At 64.3% G+C, this 16,839-nt stretch carries 19 protein-coding genes and 1 pseudogene; 11 read left to right on the top strand and 9 right to left on the bottom strand.

All coding sequences use genetic code 11. The annotated features are described in order from the left end of the window. Positions 1-73: 73 nt before the first annotated feature. From ACTICP_RS07105 to ACTICP_RS07095, 3 genes are read right to left on the bottom strand one after another with little or no spacing between them, the layout of a single operon-like run. Positions 74-844: a glycerophosphodiester phosphodiesterase family protein gene (locus tag ACTICP_RS07105; protein ID WP_441890899.1), complete on the bottom strand. Its 771-nt coding sequence runs from the start codon at positions 842-844 to the stop codon at positions 74-76. Next, positions 841-1,770 (bottom strand): SPFH domain-containing protein, encoded by a 930-nt coding sequence (locus tag ACTICP_RS07100; protein ID WP_441890897.1) that lies wholly within the window; start codon positions 1,768-1,770, stop codon positions 841-843. The genes ACTICP_RS07105 and ACTICP_RS07100 overlap by 4 nt, the downstream gene beginning before the upstream one ends. Before the next feature lie 51 nt (positions 1,771-1,821). Further along, entirely contained in the window at positions 1,822-2,295 is a 474-nt protein-coding gene (locus ACTICP_RS07095; protein ID WP_441890896.1) for an NfeD family protein, read from the bottom strand. Between the two features lie 121 nt (positions 2,296-2,416). Here ACTICP_RS07095 and ACTICP_RS07090 point away from each other — a divergent pair, with 121 nt between their 5' ends. Next, positions 2,417-3,181 carry an SDR family oxidoreductase gene (locus ACTICP_RS07090; RefSeq protein ID WP_441890894.1) on the top strand — a complete coding sequence of 255 codons (765 nt, stop codon included), beginning with the start codon at positions 2,417-2,419 and terminating at the stop codon, positions 3,179-3,181. A 22-nt stretch (positions 3,182-3,203) separates the two neighbouring features. On the opposite strand, the gene ACTICP_RS07085 is transcribed toward ACTICP_RS07090, so the two are convergent. Next, a complete protein-coding gene (locus ACTICP_RS07085; protein ID WP_441890892.1) occupies positions 3,204-3,824 on the bottom strand; it encodes an HdeD family acid-resistance protein in 621 nt (206 codons plus the stop codon). A gap of 93 nt (positions 3,825-3,917) precedes the next feature. Between ACTICP_RS07085 and ACTICP_RS07080 the strand changes: the two genes are divergently transcribed. The 5 genes from ACTICP_RS07080 to ACTICP_RS07060 all read left to right on the top strand — a co-directional run bounded on the left by ACTICP_RS07080 (position 3,918) and on the right by ACTICP_RS07060 (position 8,685). After that, positions 3,918-6,275, top strand: coding sequence for an ATP-binding cassette domain-containing protein (locus ACTICP_RS07080; protein ID WP_441890890.1), 2,358 nt, complete (start codon positions 3,918-3,920; stop codon positions 6,273-6,275). Between the two features lie 68 nt (positions 6,276-6,343). Then, positions 6,344-6,610, top strand: a complete 267-nt coding sequence (locus tag ACTICP_RS07075; protein WP_441890888.1) for a type II toxin-antitoxin system Phd/YefM family antitoxin — start codon at positions 6,344-6,346, stop codon at positions 6,608-6,610. Beyond that, positions 6,607-7,056 carry a type II toxin-antitoxin system VapC family toxin gene (locus tag ACTICP_RS07070; protein WP_441890886.1) on the top strand — a complete coding sequence of 150 codons (450 nt, stop codon included), beginning with the start codon at positions 6,607-6,609 and terminating at the stop codon, positions 7,054-7,056. The genes ACTICP_RS07075 and ACTICP_RS07070 overlap by 4 nt, the downstream gene beginning before the upstream one ends. Further along, positions 7,053-7,508, top strand: a complete 456-nt coding sequence (locus ACTICP_RS07065; RefSeq protein WP_441890885.1) for an NUDIX domain-containing protein — start codon at positions 7,053-7,055, stop codon at positions 7,506-7,508. The genes ACTICP_RS07070 and ACTICP_RS07065 overlap by 4 nt, the downstream gene beginning before the upstream one ends. A gap of 274 nt (positions 7,509-7,782) precedes the next feature. Continuing rightward, complete coding sequence (locus ACTICP_RS07060; RefSeq protein ID WP_441890883.1) at positions 7,783-8,685, top strand: site-specific integrase; 903 nt, start codon at positions 7,783-7,785, stop codon at positions 8,683-8,685. On the opposite strand, the gene ACTICP_RS07055 is transcribed toward ACTICP_RS07060, so the two are convergent. Then, positions 8,596-9,746 (bottom strand): IS3 family transposase gene (locus ACTICP_RS07055; protein ID WP_441890881.1). Its coding sequence is split into 2 segments (ribosomal slippage): positions 8,596-9,476 and positions 9,476-9,746, totalling 1,152 coding nucleotides; the frame shifts between segments, so codons are not numbered across the junction. The two genes, ACTICP_RS07060 and ACTICP_RS07055, sit on opposite strands and share 90 nt — an antisense overlap. A 16-nt stretch (positions 9,747-9,762) precedes the next feature. Here ACTICP_RS07055 and ACTICP_RS07050 point away from each other — a divergent pair. The 3 genes from ACTICP_RS07050 (at position 9,763) to ACTICP_RS07040 (ending at position 11,944) form a co-directional block, all read left to right on the top strand. Next, positions 9,763-10,140 (top strand): tyrosine-type recombinase/integrase, encoded by a 378-nt coding sequence (locus ACTICP_RS07050; protein WP_441890967.1) that lies wholly within the window; start codon positions 9,763-9,765, stop codon positions 10,138-10,140. Positions 10,141-10,145: 5 nt separating this feature from the next. Further along, the gene (locus ACTICP_RS07045) at positions 10,146-10,481 is read left to right on the top strand and encodes a helix-turn-helix domain-containing protein (protein ID WP_441890879.1); all 336 of its coding nucleotides are present in this window, start codon (positions 10,146-10,148) and stop codon (positions 10,479-10,481) included. 191 nt (positions 10,482-10,672) lie between these two features. After that, a complete protein-coding gene (locus tag ACTICP_RS07040; RefSeq protein ID WP_441890877.1) occupies positions 10,673-11,944 on the top strand; it encodes a hypothetical protein in 1,272 nt (423 codons plus the stop codon). A gap of 372 nt (positions 11,945-12,316) precedes the next feature. Here the strand turns inward: ACTICP_RS07040 and ACTICP_RS07035 are convergent, their stop codons facing one another. The 3 genes from ACTICP_RS07035 to ACTICP_RS07025 all read right to left on the bottom strand — a co-directional run bounded on the left by ACTICP_RS07035 (position 12,317) and on the right by ACTICP_RS07025 (position 14,940). Beyond that, positions 12,317-12,976 carry a class I SAM-dependent methyltransferase gene (locus ACTICP_RS07035; RefSeq protein ID WP_441890965.1) on the bottom strand — a complete coding sequence of 220 codons (660 nt, stop codon included), beginning with the start codon at positions 12,974-12,976 and terminating at the stop codon, positions 12,317-12,319. 282 nt (positions 12,977-13,258) lie between these two features. Next, positions 13,259-14,374 (bottom strand): hypothetical protein, encoded by a 1,116-nt coding sequence (locus ACTICP_RS07030; protein WP_441890875.1) that lies wholly within the window; start codon positions 14,372-14,374, stop codon positions 13,259-13,261. A 218-nt stretch (positions 14,375-14,592) separates the two neighbouring features. Further along, the gene (locus ACTICP_RS07025) at positions 14,593-14,940 is read right to left on the bottom strand and encodes a PadR family transcriptional regulator (protein ID WP_441890873.1); all 348 of its coding nucleotides are present in this window, start codon (positions 14,938-14,940) and stop codon (positions 14,593-14,595) included. A 329-nt stretch (positions 14,941-15,269) separates the two neighbouring features. On the opposite strand from ACTICP_RS07025, the gene ACTICP_RS07020 reads away from it, so the two are divergent. Both ACTICP_RS07020 and ACTICP_RS07015 read left to right on the top strand, forming a co-directional pair. Beyond that, positions 15,270-15,794, top strand: coding sequence for a helix-turn-helix domain-containing protein (locus ACTICP_RS07020; RefSeq protein ID WP_441890871.1), 525 nt, complete (start codon positions 15,270-15,272; stop codon positions 15,792-15,794). Further along, complete coding sequence (locus ACTICP_RS07015; protein ID WP_282846356.1) at positions 15,791-16,018, top strand: hypothetical protein; 228 nt, start codon at positions 15,791-15,793, stop codon at positions 16,016-16,018. The genes ACTICP_RS07020 and ACTICP_RS07015 overlap by 4 nt, the downstream gene beginning before the upstream one ends. A gap of 270 nt (positions 16,019-16,288) precedes the next feature. On the opposite strand, the pseudogene ACTICP_RS07010 reads toward ACTICP_RS07015, so the two are convergent. Next, positions 16,289-16,786: pseudogene (locus ACTICP_RS07010) on the bottom strand (transposase); the annotation flags it as partial. Between the last annotated feature and the right edge of the window lie 53 nt (positions 16,787-16,839).

Below are 16,839 nucleotides of genomic sequence, written 5' to 3'. Positions count from 1 at the left end.
GCCTGTGTGCAGGCTCAATAGGACAGCGATCGCGCGGGATTCACAGTCGAATCCCAGCCCTCGTTCTCGTGCGTCAGCCCAGAGCGCTCAGAGCGATATCGGCGCGGTCTGTGACGATGCCGTCCACGCCCGCGGAGATCAGCCGTCGCATGTCGTCCGGATCGTTGACCGTCCACACGTGAACTTCCACGTCGTGGCGGTGCGCAGCGCGCAGCAGGGCCGGCGTCAGCACCTGCACCGGGCCGTACCGTTCGGGGATCTGGAGTGCGTCGAGGTCACGCAGCACGCGTGCGGGGGAGAGGCGGAGCGCGGACAGCATCCGCACCTGGATCATGCTCGACTGTCCCGCCGAAGCGGCGGGGCGTTGGGCGGCCCCGGCAGCAGTGACAGCGGCGACGGCGCGGCGCCTGCGGGCATCGGAGAAGCTCGTCAGCAGCACGCGGTGGGCATGCGGGGCGACGATGGGGCCGAGCGGAGCGGCCGCGGCATCCGATTTCACATCGATGTTGAACCGCGTCTCGGGGAACATCTCCAGCATCTCGCCGACGGTGAGCAGACCGCCGTACGGGGCGAACAGCTCGACGAGGTCCTTCGTACGCACCTGGTCGACCCGCCGATCATCGCGGAACAGGCGCGTGAGCGTCTCGTCATGGAAGAGCACGATATCGTCGTCGGCGGTGACCCGGCAGTCCGTCTCGATGTATTCGGCGCCGGCCGCATGCGCTGCGGCGAACGCAGCCGCCGTGTTCTCACCGACGACGGGACTCGTGCCCTCACCGGTCAGCAGACCGCGGTGGGCGAGAACCCGAGGATGCCGTGTCTTCGCGAAGTACGGGTGCTTCACGCGCCGGGGCCACCAGCCGGCGACTGACCGCCCGCCCGCGGGGTGAACGCGCTGCCGATACCCTTGAGCGCCTCGGTGAGCTCGCTGGGGATGATCCACAGCTTGCTCGACTCGCTGTCGGCGATCTTCGGCAGCATCTGCAGGTACTGGTACGCCAGCAACTTGTCGTCCGGCGCACCCTGGTGGATGGACGCGAAGACGTTCTGGATCGCCTCGGCCTCACCCTGCGCACGGAGCACCGCGGCCTGCTTGTCACCCTCGGCACGCAGGATCTCGGCTTGGCGGGACCCCTCGGCCTCGAGGATCGCGGACTGCTTCGTTCCCTCTGCTGTCAGGATCGCAGCGCGACGGTCGCGCTCGGCGCGCATCTGCTTCTCCATCGAGTCCTGGATCGACAGCGGTGGATCGATCGCCTTCAGCTCGACACGCCCGACGCGGATACCCCACTTGCCGGTGGCTTCATCGAGGACGACGCGCAGCTGCCCGTTGATGTTGTCGCGGCTGGTGAGCGCTTCTTCGAGGTTCAGACCGCCGACGACGTTTCGGAGGGTGGTCGTCGTCAATTGCTCGACGGCACCCAGATAGTTGGCGATCTCATAGGTGGCCGCCCGGGCGTCGGTGACCTGGAAGTAGACGACCGTGTCGATCGAGACGACGAGGTTGTCTTCGGTGATCACCGGCTGGGGCGGGAAGGAGACGACCTGCTCGCGCATGTCGATGAGCGGACGGAGGCGGTCGATGAACGGTACGAGGATGTTCAGACCCGGTGTGAGCGTCTTGTGATAACGGCCGAGGCGCTCGACCACGCCAGCGGTCGCCTGCGGGATGATGCGGATCGAGCGCGCAACGGTCACCACCACGAAGATGATGACGGCGATCGCGAGGATCCAGCCGATCGCGGTTGGGATGAACGAGGAATCGTCCATGGGGTCTCCTAGTCGTCGGGGTAGTCGAGGTCGCCGGATCAGTCTGCCGGATCAGTCGCTCGCCGGTCGGACCATCGCGGTGGCGCCGTCGATGGAGGCGATGAGAACGGGGGCGCCGAGCGGGATAGCGACCGCGGTTTCGGTCCGTGCCGTCCAGGTATCGCCATTGCTGACCTTCACCTGGCCGCTGATCTGGGTGATCTCGGCGAGGGCGGTGGCCCGCAGGCCGATCAGAGCGTCGACGTTGGATTTGGTCGGATCTTCACCGCGTCGGAGGCGCCTGAGCAGGGGCGGGCGGATGAAGAGGATGAACAGCGCCGCTGCGGCCGCCGCGACGATCAGCTGCGCCCACAGCGGGACGCCGATCAGGCCGGTGATGAGCCCGACCGCGCTACCGAGCGCGAGCATCAGGAACGTGAAATCAAGAGTGAGCATCTCGATGACGAGAAACACCGCGATGAGGACCAGCCAGCCGATCCACGCCCACTCGGTGACGAGTTCGAAGAAGACGGATACGTCGTCCATGGCGCCCTCCTTTGCGGTCAACCTATCACGCGGCGCGGACGCATCGGACGAGCGGCGGCGGCGTTGGTAAAGTGTTCTGGCCGCGTGATTCGTGGCGCCTCACGCACAGCAAGGAGCCCCCGTGACCGACGTTCTGCCCGCAGGTTCACTCGCCGGAAAGGTCGCGCTGGTCACCGGCTCGTCCCGTGGCATCGGAGCGGACACCGTCCGCTATTTCGCCGAGGCCGGCGCGGACGTCGTGATCAACTTCCGGAACAAGGCACCGCGGGCGGAGAAGCTCGCCGCGCAGCTTCGTGAGCTCGGGCGGCGTGCGCTCGTGGTCGGAGCGGATCTGACCGATCCGGCATCCGTCTCGACGATGCTCGAGCAGGTGCGCGCTGAGTACGGCCGACTCGACGTCCTCGTGCTCAATGCGTCCGGCGGCATGGAGTCCGGCATGGGCGCGGACTACGCCCTGACCTTGAACCGCGACGCCCAGCTGAATGTTCTGAACGCCGCGCTGCCTCTGCTCGGCCAGGGGTCACGCGTCGTGTTCGTGACGAGCCACCAGGCCCACTTCATTCGCGCGACCCCGACGATGCCCGAGTACGAACCCGTTGCTCTCTCCAAGCGTGCCGGCGAAGATGCGCTGCGCGAGCTCATCCCGGCGCTTGAGGAGAAGGGCGTCGGATTCACCGTCGTCTCGGGGGACATGATCGAAGGCACCATCACGGCGACGCTGCTCGAACGCGCCAACCCCGGGGCGATCTCGGCACGCCGAGAAGACGCAGGGCGTCTCTACAACGTGTCGGAGTTCGCCGCGGAGGTGGCGCAGGCAGCGGTCGACCCGGTTCCCGCGGACAATACCCGGCTGGTCGGCGATACGAGCGGCTTCGTCGCCGAGTGATGCGCGCCTGAGCGGAGCCCGATCAGACGGCGGCGCTGTCTCCGACATCGGTCGGGGTCACCCCGGCTGCCGGAGCGGTGGCGGCCTTCGCATCCCGACCGAGCGTGATGGCACGCACGATCTGGATGATTCCGAGGACCACGAGCGTGATCCCGAGGACCCACCACAGTGCGACGGCCGCGAGCAGCGGCGAGAAGAGCACGATGATACCAGCCGCGATGCTCAGGATCGCGTAGATGATCGTCCAGGCCTTCGAGCCGTCCTTGTTGAGCAGGGTCAGCGCGACGATGCCGTCGACGATCCAGCTCACGCCGAGGAAGATCGCCGTGATCAGCGCGAGCGTGATGGTCGCAGCGTTGAGGTTGAGGAAGGCGATGACACCGGCGACGATGTACAGGAGGCCGAGGACGATGTGTCCGGCACGCGCCCACCCGCCCTTACGTCCCGAGAAGATGCCGAGTCCGACGTAGACGAGTCCGGCGATGACGAGGTAGGCGGCGATGATGCCCGTGACGATCACGGCCGTCTTCAGCGGCCAGACGAGCAGGACGATGCCGGCGATGAGCGCAATCACGCCGGAAATCGCGAGGGTGACCCGGATCGACGTGAACAGCGACTTCGCTTCGGTGAGCGATTCAGACATGGGCATGCCTTTCTGTGAAGGTCCTGGGAGGACGTGCTCATCGTAGCGCGCAAGAGGTTTCCGATGTCGGAGGTGCGTGGCAGGATTCTTCTCATGGCTGATGCTATCCGTCCCGCTGATTCGCACGATCTGATCCGAGTTCAGAGGGCTCGGGAGAACAATCTGAAAGACGTCAGCGTCGATATCCCCAAGCGACGCCTCACCGTGTTCACCGGCGTGTCCGGCTCCGGCAAGAGCTCGCTAGTGTTCGACACGATCGCCGCCGAGTCGCGCCGCATGATCGATGAGACCTACAGCGCGTTCGTGCAGGGATTCATGCCGTCTGTTCCCCGCCCCGACGTTGATGTGCTCGAGGGCCTCACCACGGCGATCATCGTGGATCAGGAGCGACTCGGGGCGAACCCGCGGTCCACCGTCGGAACGGTGACCGATGCGAACGCGATGCTGCGCATCCTGTTCTCGAAGCTCGGCGATCCCTATATCGGTGGGCCGACGGCGTTCTCGTTCAACATCCCGACGCAGAAGGCGAGCGGTGTGATGACCGGGCCGGGCGGCGAGAAGAAGATCGTCAAGGACGCGATCTACCTCGGCGGCATGTGTCCGCGGTGCGAGGGGAGGGGAGCGGTCTCTGATCTTGACCTCGCTCAGATCGTCGATGAGTCGAAATCGCTGGACGAGGGCGCGATCATGGTGCCGGGCTACACGGCTGACGGTTGGATGGTGAAGGGTTTCTCCCAGTCTGGCTTTTACCCGGCTGACAAGCCCATCGAGCAGTTCACCGAGAAGCAGCGGCACCTCTTCCTCTACGGCGAGGTGACGAAGGTCAAGATCAGCGGCATCAATATGACCTATGAGGGGTTGATCCCGAAGATCACGAAGTCGATGCTCTCGAAGGACATCGACGCCCTGCAGCCCCACATCCGTGCGTTCGTGGAACGGGTGGCGTCCTTCGCGACCTGCCCCGAGTGCGACGGCACGCGCCTGACCGAGGGAGCGCGGTCCTCGAAGATCTCCGGCATCAGCATTGCAGACGCGTGCCGGATGCAGGTCACCGACCTCGCCGACTGGGTGAACGCGCTCGACCTGCCAGGGGCGGGACCGCTGCTGGGCGCCCTGAAGGCGAACCTCGGCGCCTTCGTGACGCTCGGCCTGGGCTATCTGAGCCTCGATCGCCCGTCCGGGACTTTGAGCGGGGGAGAGGCGCAGCGCATCAAGATGCTGCGGCACCTCGGTTCGTCGCTCACCGACGTCACCTATGTATTCGACGAGCCGACGATCGGTCTGCATCCGCACGACATCAGGCGGATGAACTCACTGCTGCTGAAGCTGCGAGATAAGGGCAACACGGTGCTCGTGGTCGAGCACAAGCCCGAAACGATCGCGATTGGAGATCACGTCGTCGATCTCGGCCCGGCGGCGGGCAGCGGGGGAGGGGAGGTCTGCTTCGAGGGCACGGTCGACGGCCTCCGAGCGAGCGACACGATCACCGGTCGTCACCTTGACGACCGCGCATCCCTGAAGCCGACTGTTCGTGAGGGGAACGGCGCAATCGAGGTGCGCGGCGCAGCCACGAACAACCTGCAGAACGTCGACGTCGACATCCCGATGGGCGTGCTGACGGTCGTCACGGGGGTCGCTGGCTCCGGGAAGAGCTCGCTCATCCATGGGTCGGTATCAAAGCGCGATGGCGTCGTCGCGATCGATCAGGGTGCGATCAAGGGGGCCCGTCGCAGCAACCCGGCGACATACACCGGCATGCTGGAACCGATCCGCAAGGCATTCGCGAAGGCGAACGGTGTGAAGCCGGCTCTGTTCAGCGCCAACTCCGAGGGTGCTTGTCCGTCGTGCAAGGGTTCCGGTGTGATCGTCACCGAGCTCGGATTCATGGACACGATCGAGACACCCTGCGAGGACTGCGGCGGCAAGCGATTCCAGGCTGCGGTGCTGGAGTACAAACTGGGCGGCAAGGACATCACCGAAGTGCTCGGCCTGCCGGTCTCGGAGGCTCGCGAGTTCTTCTCGCAGACCGAGTCGAAGATCCCCGCCGCTGTCGCGATCCTGCAGCGTCTCGACGATGTCGGGCTCGGGTATCTCGCGCTGGGCCAGCCGTTGTCGACGCTTTCCGGAGGCGAGCGCCAGCGCGTCAAGCTGGCGATCCAGATGGGGGAGAAGGGCGACATCTACGTGCTCGACGAGCCGACGTCCGGTCTGCATCTCGCGGACGTCGACAAGATCCTCGGTCTGCTGGACAAGCTGGTGGATGCCGAGAAGACCGTCATCGTCATCGAACACCACCAGGCCGTTATGGCGCACGGCGATTGGATCATCGATGTCGGTCCTGGCGCCGGTCACGACGGCGGACAGGTGGTGTTCGAGGGAGTCCCGGCGGATCTCGTCGCGGCGAAATCGACGCTGACAGGGGAGCACCTCGCCGAGTACGTCGGGGCCTGAGCCTTCCGTCGAGAACCCTTTGTGGCTATATTTGAGTAAATAAAACGCCACAAATAGGGGAGTGCGTGATGAATGTCGGTGTCAGGGAGCTGCGTGACGGCCTCAGCCGTTACCTCGCGGATGTGCGCGCCGGGGAGGAAGTCATCGTGACCGACCACGGAAAACCTGTGGCGAAGCTCGTCCCTATCAATCAGGAGAGCCCGTTGGAACGGCTCGTCGCGGAGGGTGTCGTCACGCGGCCAGCGGACATGTCCCGGCGCAGCAGGCTGCCTGAGTCGATTGACGCCGGTCCTGGTGTGAGGCTCAGCGAGCTCGTCATCGAGATGCGCAGGTGATCGGGTACTTCGACTCCTCGAGTATCGCGCCCATACTGATCCACGAGGCAAGTGAGCAGCGTTGCCGTGCGCTCTGGCAAGACGCCTCGCAGATCGTGACCTCACGTGTTACATATGTCGAAGCACAGTCGGCTATTGCTGCGGCGGTGCGTTCCTCGCGCATTGATCTCGCACAGGCCAGCTCTGCCCGCACCTTGCTCGACGACATGTGGCGAGAGGTGCACGTGATGGAGCTGACCCCCGACCTCATGTACGGCGCCGTTGCGTGCGCTCATGAGTACGCGCTGCGTGGATTCGACGCGATCCACTGCGCCAGCGCAATGACTCTTGGCGGCGTTGATGTGCTGGCGGTGAGCGGAGACAAACACCTGCTGCGTGCATGGCTGCGTGGCGGGCTCGCGGTGTCCGACATGTCGACGGTGTACGGCGGAGGGGATCAGTCGTGACTGTTGATCGTTCGTACATCCGCGTGAAGGCGATGCTCATCACTCCGAACACAGATGGCACCCGTCATCTGGTCAGTGCGCATGCGCCGACACGAGAGAACCCGTCAGGATTCCATCGTTTGATCGGCGGCGGAGTTGAACTGGGCGAGACCCACCGAGACGCGATTATTCGAGAAATCGATGAAGAACTCGGTTCTGGCATCGTCGACCTCACGCATCTGGGGATGATCGAGAACATCTTCCGATACAACGGTGAGCTTGGCCATGAGATTGTCGCGCTGTACACGGGACGGATGGTTCACGTGCCCAGCGAAGACGGCGGAACGCTCACCGAATCCGACGGCTCCATCGTTCCGGTCGTGTGGCGACCAATGGATGACGCAGGCGTGGCGCAGCCACTTTACCCAGCAGCCGCGCGGGTGTGGCTCCGTGAGTGGCCACCATCGGAGTAACGCCGATAATGCCCATTATGTCAGTTAGAAGACGACATGTTCTCGGTAGATGCGAATACGCCGGTTGCCACGACTCTCCTGGGTTAGCTTGCCCACGACCTCGCATGGATGCCGCTCCATCCTCGCTTCATTCGCCCGGATGGCAGTGAGAAGGTGATCGCAAATTGCATCTGGCCTGGTATTTTGTCCGGGCTTTTGACGCCAGTTCGCAGATGATGCGATCCTTTCGCACATAATGCGAACTCAATCCCCCCGCTCTCCGGACGCTGCGACCGTGCGTGCGTTGCTGACCCCGGGGGTCGCGATCCTGAACGAGCCGGAGACAGTGTGGGCGGCAATGCTAGACGGATGGTCGGCTCAACAGCTCGCGAGGAACCTGTCGCTATCGACGATCGTTAGTCGACGTCGCCTCGCTGAGCGGTTTCGTGACTTCGCTGAGGAGTATCTGTGGGCGTGGACTGTAGAGCAGGTCGATCATTTCTTCATGGAGCTGCGTGCACTCAGAGGCGGGTCGCGATCGACGGTGCTCGGCTACCAGAATGCGTTGCGCATGTTTCTTGGATATCTCACAGACCCCACGTATGGATGGGGAGAGCTGTGCTGGGAACGCTTCGGCACTCACCCCGCTCAGGTCTTCCATGAGTGGAACACTGCCCGTCATGTGCAGGACGCAATCGGCGAACCGGGCAAACGCCCCTACACCCGCAATGAGCTGGAAGACCTGTTTGACTGCGCGGATGAACGAGTCGTGCGTATCCGACGCGCTGGGTCAAAAGGCTGGATCCCGGCGTTCCGTATTGCCACACTCATGAAGACCGCCTACGCGTGGGGGTTGCGCCGCAACGAAGTGCGAATGCTCGATCTCGTCGATCTCGCCTCCAACCCACAGGCGCGTCAGTTCAACGACCTGGGCATCGTTTATGTCCGACACGGCAAGGCGATGCGTGGGTCTCCCCCGAAACGCCGCGCGGTGCTCACACTCCCAGAGTTCGCCTGGGCCGTCGAATGTATCGAAGAATGGCTGACAGAGGTGTGTCCCCTCTTCGTCGCGCCGCTGGCGACCATGCTGTGGCCTGGGCCGCCCCCTTCATTCGGTCCGGTCGCTGTGCGAGTCGTCGGTTTCCAATTGATGGGTGCATTGCCGAGCGTAGTCGACGGGCGCGAGGTACCCGAGTGATGAGTGTCGGCGGTCGTGGTTGTACTCGGTCTTCCAGTCGCCGATCACGACTTGGGCGTGTAGCAGCGAGTAGAAGCTGTTGATGTTCAGGCACTCGTCGCGGAGGCGGCTGTTGAACGACTCGACGTACCCGTTGCACCAGGGCGACCCGGGCGGAATGTAGAACAGGCCGGTGCGGGTGCCGGCCCAGTCGGCCATCGCGTCGCTGATGAACTCTGGGCCGTTGTCGGATCTGAGCACTGCTGGGGCGCCGCGGACGGCGACGAGGTCCTCGAGGTGGGCGGTGAGCCGGCCGGCGGTGATCGAGCGTTCGACCAGCCCGCCGATGCATTCACGGGTGTGCTCGTCGACGATGGAGCAGATCTTGACCGGCCGGCCGCGTTCGTCGACATCGAACTGGAAGCCCACCGCCCACACCACGTTCGGCGCGACCGCGGCGGGCGCATCAACGGTGGAGGACCCGACGCGTTTGCGGCGACGCCGCTGCGGGACCCGGAGCCCCTCCTCACGCCACAGCCGCTGGATCTTCTTGTGGTTCACCGCCCACCCCTCACCGCGAGCGTCATGGTACGCCCGGCGATATCCCCACCGGGGGTGTTTCTTCGCGTACCCGCGCAGCCAGTCCCGCAACGCCCGGTCCGGGTCGGCGGTGGTGTCACCCTTGAGCGGGCGGCGGTACGCGGACCTGCTCAGCCCGGCCAGACGGCACGCCATCCGTTCACTCACCTGCAGTGTTCTGATCAGGTGCGAGACGGCGGCACGGCGCCTGCCCGGGCTTAGAAGTTTCCCTCAGCCAACTCCTTCAGCGCGGCCTTCTCCAGCTCCGCTTCGGCCAGCAGCCGCTTCAACGTGGCGTTCTGCTTCTCGAGTTCCTTGAGGCGCTTCGCGTCGTCGGCCTTGAGACCGCCGTACTGGTTACGCCACCGGTAGTACGTCTGCTCGGACACCCCGAGCTCCCGACACACCCCGGCGACATCCGCGCCGTCGGCGAGCATCCTGTCGGCCTGCCCGAGCTTGCGGACGACCTGCTCGGGGGTGTGCCGCTTCCTGCGGTTCGTCATGATCTGACCAGTCTCCCTGCCCGACCCCTCGGGCGACAGGACGACTCACACAATCACCGGACCTAAGAAATGGGGTCAGCCCAGGCCGAGTGAACGCGGCCACGGGGCGTCGCCGATCGCGGCGGACTCGGTGTCACGCGCATTCAACGAGGTCAAGCGCGAAGCTGGCCTCGACGACACGCTCGACTTCCATTCCCTGCGCCGTTCCTACGTCACGCACCTGGTGGAGATCGGATACGACGCCTTCTTCATCCAGCAGCAGGTCGGCCGCGAACACGCATCGACAACCTCTATCTACACCGGCCTCTCCCCCGACTACCGCGCCCGCGTCGTCAACGACGCAATCGCCCGCATGGCTCACGCCACGACCACCGACAGCCCGAAGGAGAACTGAACAACGTGCAAAGACGTATCGAGTACACCTGGCGGCTGCGCGAACTGATGGCCGCTGGCGGCATGCACAATATCTCCGACCTCATCCCTCAGTTGAAGGACCGTGGCATCGAGCTTTCGGCGTCGCAGATCTACAGGCTCGTCGGTGCAAAACCTGAGCGAATGAACATCGCGCTCTTAGGGGCACTGCTTGACGTGCTCGACTGCACGTTCGAAGAACTCTGCCCCGTCGCCGTCGTCGCAACACCTGCAAGGCTCGCCGCGAACGGCACGAACGGCGGGTCCAGCGACCGGAAGGACGCGATGCGCCCGCGACGCGCCCGCATCCACCGCCCCGAATGAACATTCCACCAGACAAACCCCACGCTGTCTGCGCCCGCTGCCAGCAGTCCGGCGTGAAGTTCGCCACGACGTGGCCGGAAGGACGCATCTGTCGCCGCTGCTACCAGCGAGCCACGCGTATCCACGGTGCGTGCATCTCCTGCGGCACCACGCGCCTCTTGCCCGGACTCATCGACGGCGAACCAGCATGCGTGGACTGCGCCGACATCCCAAAAGACTTCCGCTGCACTCGCTGCGGCCGCGAGGACGAACCGGTACGACGAGGGCTCTGCGCGCACTGCTGCCTCACCGACGATCTCAGCGGGCTCCTCGCCGGGGACGATGGCGACATCTCCCCCATCGTCCGACCACTCTTCGACGCTCTCTCAACGCAGACTCTCACTCGAAGCGCCACGATATGGCTCACCGTCAATCCCGCTGCGAAGCAGCTCCTGCGTGACCTCGCGACCGGAGCTGCGCCGCTCACGCATGACACGTTCACGACGCACCCCTCCCCCGAAAAAGTCTTGTTCCTCCGCCAGCTCTGCATCGAACACGGACTCCTCGAACGTGTGAACTTCGACATCGAACGATTCCAAGCCTGGGTCGATCAAATGACCGCGGCTGAGCCCGCAAGCGAGGCGCGACTGATTCGACAGTTCGCCCGCTGGGTGCATCTACAACGAATGCACGCCCTCGACGCCGCAGGAAAAATGCGCAAAGGGACGTTCCTATCGGCCAAACAGAGCACGTCCACCGCGATCGGATTCCTCCGTCATCTGCGTGAACGCGGACACACGCCGTCGGAATGCGTGCAAGCAGATGTAGACGATTGGCTGACTGGAGGTCCCACCACGCGAAGTCTCGCCCGTACATTCGTGCGCTGGGGCGTCAAGAACGGTCACATCGCATCGGTCGAGTTCCCGTACCGCGTAGCGAAGACGCAGCCGATCATCACGCAGCAGCAGCGCGTGCAGCATCTTCGAACGCTCCTCAACACGCACGTCGAGTCCGAAACGGCCGAGCAAGTCGCAGGCATGCTCTTTCTCGTCTACGCGCAGCCGCTCACTCGAATCGCGCGCATGCGTCTCTCGCAAGTTGCTGATGCTGGTGACCGTCTGACGGTTGCTATCACCGCCGATGAACTCGTCGTGCCCACGCCATTCGACGAGATTGTACGAGCCCATCTGAGAGATCTGCCGAACACGAATACCTCGGCGCATCGCAACAGTCAGTGGTTGTTCCCTGGGGCCAGGCCGGGTGAACCTATGCACCAGTCGACGATGATGAACAAGCTCCGAGATCGCGGAATCGACCTGCGCGGTGCGCGTAACGCCGCCCTACGGACACTCGTTCTCGAGATGCCAGCACCGATCGTCGCCGACAGCCTCGGCTATAGCTACAACGTCACAGACCGACACCGCGCGGCCGCCGGTGCGATCCACACCGACTATGTCGGCCGTCGGGCGACGTCTCGGAAGTAGCCTCGCTTCTAGCCGCGACTCGGCGTAGAGTATCCCTCTTATGCCAAACGCGAATCGGGCCCGTCCCTACGTTGTCACCGTCCATCCCGACGGGCGGTGGTAGCACATCAGAGTTCCAGAACTCAACACCGTCTCGCAGGCGCTGACGCTGCAAGAAGTGCCGAGTCAAGCTCGCGATCTCATCAGCGTCTGGCTCGATACCCGCCCGGACACGGTGCGTTTCATCGTGAAGCGAAGGAGTGGCCTACGTCCGGGATGGGCTGCATCGTGAACCAACGCCGAACTCACGCGCGGAGTGCACGCGACGGCCCAGCCGAAAACGATCGTTTGCGGTGGCGGTACTAGGGGTTGCGGGAGGAGTCACCTCAATCCTCACCCGATACCGTTGACCCACACGGCCGTGTAGCGCCAGAACAGGCCACGACGCATCTTCACCCCAGGCAGAGCCTCGCGGGCGACCTGTGCTATCTGATCGAACGTTTCCGTTGCCTCCGAGGTGGGAGCCGTCATGCTCGCCGGAACCTCGGATGCGCGATGCGGGTGACGGATCAATCCGACTATGGGATTGAGAAGCATCGATGTCACGGACCACGGAAGGTCAGCCGAAACCTCGCGGGCGAGACCAACGACAACCAGGCGTCCGCCCGGCCGGAGTAAGCTTCGCGCAGCCTCCAACGATTGCCCGAGCGGCAAATGATGGAGTACCGCTACGAACGTCACGAGATCGAAACTCTCCTGATCGAACGCAGCGGGATCGAAAGGTGCTTCGACCACCGTGGCGTTATCCACCTTGGCGACCGTGACACGCGCTCGTGCAGCGGTCCGGTCGTCCGGTTCTATCCCCACGACCTCCGGCATGATCCTCGCCAGTCGCTTAAGCAGGATCCCAGTTCCGCAACCCACGTCGAGAGCCCGAGTGCCACCCCGTCGACGCACCACGCGCGCTTGCCAAAGAATCCATGGGGAATAAGCCGCGTTGTGCGACCAAGGGTGGGCCTCACTGAACTGGCTCAACTTGCCAAGCAGCCGCATCGTCACCCGGTTCACACGCAGGAGTCTAGGTGGGCCCCGCGACCAACGCCGAACTCATGCGCGGAGTGCACGCGACGGCCCAGCCGAAAACGATCGTTTACGGCGAGTTCCGGAGGCAGGGCACGGAATGCCTGCCGCAAACGCTCGTCGTAACCACCAAACAGCAAGGGTTTTCGGCTGGCCTGCCAACCATCATGCGCGCACGGACGGCTCAGAAGAACCCGGAGGTCTTCACGCTTGGCATCATTGGCAGACCCTTCTTACGAACGTAGGGCGTCTCGGTTACGCGACTGCGGGCGTAGGCGCGCCGGCGCGCCGTCTAGGGGTGGCGACAAGCACGAGCCCGAGAAGTGGCGTTACAAAGGTGAGCATGGGCGTGAGTGTGATGCCGATCAGCACGGTGTAGGTCGCCGCCGTCGCCGCCCCGATAGCTACGCGCAGCATGAGGGCAACCGGCGTTGGCGCGGCCACTGCCCATCCCAGAGCGATTCCGATGGAGGCGACGGCTGCCACCCAGATGGGGCCGAGATCGCCTGACCCAGCGGAGATGACGTAGTCGAGGGCGAGGAGGCAGAACCCGACGCTGGCAGCGCAGACCGGGATCCAGATATCGCGTTGTCCGGTTCGGGAGCGCGAGCTTGCAACCAGTCCCACGCCAATGAGGGCAGGGATCGTGCTGATGCTCAAGATGATGATGCCGTGCCGCATCGCGGTTGTTGAGTCCCCACCAAGGGGTGACCACGCCTCCCCGGTGAAGGCCCACGCCACCCCCAACGACCCGGCCAGCAAAGCCGCAAGGCCCGCGACGCGAACGGCAAGCGGACGCGGGCGGCCGGGCTGCCACCGAGCTGTAGGAGGAGCAGCAGGTGTCGATGGTGCGCGGCGGGACAGTGCGGCGATGATCAGTCCGACCAGAGCGATGAGGCCGCTCACGAGTGGTGACATGAACGTCATCAGCCCAAGAATGGGCGCTGCGACAACACCGCATGCGGCACTGATGATGATCCGTGCCGCAATCGGTAAGCGCGATCGGGAGAGGATCGCGGACAGCACCAGACCCAACCCGATTGCGGATAGCAGGAGGCCGGAAGCAGCCAGAGGCAGGAATGCAGCGGCGAGCCCTGTCTGGGGCAAGCCCGCGTCGGCATTATCGAAGCCGCGACTCCACGACACCGCCGCAAGACCCCCGCAGGCACCCGCCAGCACCGCAACGAGAACCGTGAGCAAGGAGCGCATGTCCCCCAGAACACCCGCGGAGCGCAAGAGTGCAACAAGAGAGACCGCTGTGGCGGCAGGTGCGACGCCCGCAGAAAGCATCAATGCCACCTCGTGCTGCAGCTCTGCACCCGGTTTTACCAGCCAGATCAGACCGATCGAGGCGGCGACTGCCGCGAGCATCCCAGCCGTCGCCGAGATCAGCGCAGTGCGGGGGTTCAAGCGCGCCGCGAGCCCGTGGATCATGGCAGCACGGGTGTCAACAGCTGTGGGGCGTTGCCGCCCATGATGGTCGGCGTCTTCCAACAGCATCCCGATCAGCGCCTGCCCGTGCTCGTTCCGCCACGCACGCGGATACCATCGGAGCAACCTGCGGAACGCCCGCTCGCTTTCTGGCGCGTTCATGCCATCGCCGTTCGCGCGGTCACCGGCCGGAACGAACCGAGACGTTCGCGGGCAACTCCCGCTCTTCGCTCCAGCACATCGACCTCGACCTTCAACGCCTCAGCGCCCGAGTCATCGAGAACGAAGTATCGACGAACGCGCCCGCTTACCACTTCTTCCCCGTCCGAGCGGATCAACCCGTCCCGCTCAAGTCGCTCGAGTGTGGCGTAGAAGGTTGTCACCTTCAGCGCCTCCCGGCCCTCCGACGCGCTCTCCACCTCACGCAGGATGTCGTACCCATGACGACGGGCGGAGGCTAGTGCCGTCAGGATCCAGAAGCTCGCCGAGCTGAATTGAGTAGCCATGACGCGATACTACCGCTACAGGAGTATTCCCACCTGCGAAACTGCTGCCGACATTGATCTGCGCTGGGACGCTGCACTTTCGCGAGCGACATACTCGACCCCGCCGAAAACGATCGTTTTCGGCGCAGCCAGCGAAAGTACGCCGGAGCGCCCTTCACAAACGGTGGCCGTAAGTGGGTTTCGGCAGAGACTTCTGGCGGAGGCGACCGAGCCACTTGAACCGCGAATCGCGAATCGATCGCGGTGGCGGCCGCGCGGCGGGAGCTTGGCGGCTTGCTGGCGGGCCCGTGACGTGGTGAAGGCGGGAGCGAACGGCGAGTATGAGTTCCATGAACACAACACGAATCGCGGACCTTCGGCAGACCGCCGGTTGGACTCAGGAGCGGCTCGCCACCGAGAGTGGCGTCGGGTTGCGGACAATTCAGCGCTTAGAAGCGGGCAATGAAGCGAGCCTCGAGACTTTGTCTCTCGTTGCCGATGCCCTGCGCGTTTCGGTGAGTGAGCTCTTCACCAGCATCGACGACGAGGACTTCGGCACTCGTGTGGAAGCGCTTGATTCGCGCACTACCGAACAGCAGAGTGCGCGCGACCGCACGATCGCGGCGTGGAGGTGGCTCTATGTCGGGATCGGAGTAGTTCTGACCGTTTTGAGCTTCACGATGGGTGCATCAGGGCTTGTGCTTTTCCTCGTGTATTGGACGGGCGGACTACTGATCGTCATCGCCCTCGGCCGGCTTTTCCTCGAACCCCGCCTTGACGCCCGCTATCCGCTCTCCCGTAGCAAGCGGAATCTTCGGGAGCAACGGCGAGCACCCTTGGACAAGATGACCGCGAATGCCGAGCGGGTATCGTGACGGCGCTGGACGGGTTCACACTCGCGGAGTTATCCGTCACGGTGTTTGCACCTCCTGAGACGTTCACGGCGCTGTACGACGACATCATCGAGCTTCTCGAAACGAAGTATGAGCAAAGCACGTGGGAAGTTCTCTCGCAGGACGATGTGACTGAGGACTCCGAGTACCGCGACGCACTCGATCGGCTTCGGCAAGAGGCGGAAGTCGCGAGTCGCTTTCGTTGACGGCTCTGCCGTCCAAGCGTCGTGCCTCGCTGTCCTGCGATCGTCCGCCGAAAACGATCGTTTACGGCGGACGCCCGTCCGCCGCTTGTGCCTCGCTAGGCTCTGCTCATGAGCGCGAAAGTGGAGCAGATGGACGCCAAGGTTCGCGGTCGTGCTGTCTCGACAACGGCGACTAGCGCGGTGCTGCTTGGGTGCATCGTCGCAACGATTCACCTCGTTCTTGGCGGGACCTGAGTCGCCCCGGCGTGTCCGGAGGGCTGGTTTCTGGTGTCAGCCCGCTCGTTCGAGGGGTTCGGTCAGAGCGTAGCTGAACTGCTCGGCCTCGAGCGGGGTGAGGTCGTCGATCGAGCCGTGGATTCGGTCGGTGTTGAACCACTGCACCCAGCCGGCGGTCGCGACCTCGACCTGATCGACGTCGCGCCACGGGCCTTCGTGGTGGATGAGTTCGGACTTGTAGAGCCCGATCTGGGACTCCGCGAGGGCGTTATCGTACGCATCACCGACGGACCCGACGGACGGGTCGATGCCCTCGTCGATGAGCCGGTCGGTGAACGAAATCGATGTGTAGACCGACCCGGCATCGGTGTGATGCGTGAGTCCGGCGAAGCCGGTGGCGCCTTCGCGCCGCCGAGTCCAGAGCGCCATCTCGAGGCAGTCCAGCACCAACGGGGTCGTCATGCTCGTCGCGGCCCGCCAGCCGAGGATGCGACGGGAGTGCGCGTCGAACACGAACGCGACGTACACCCACCCTGCCCATGTTCTGACGTAGACATCCCACGTGGGGGTCAGTTGTCAAGCGGCGGCAGGCAGCTCGGTGGCGT

It is taken from the genome of Microbacterium sp., assembly GCF_052102115.1.
GTDB lineage: Bacteria > Actinomycetota > Actinomycetes > Actinomycetales > Microbacteriaceae > Microbacterium.
Note: the sequence above shows the minus strand (reverse complement) of the source record. Positions and strands in the feature narration are given on the sequence as shown.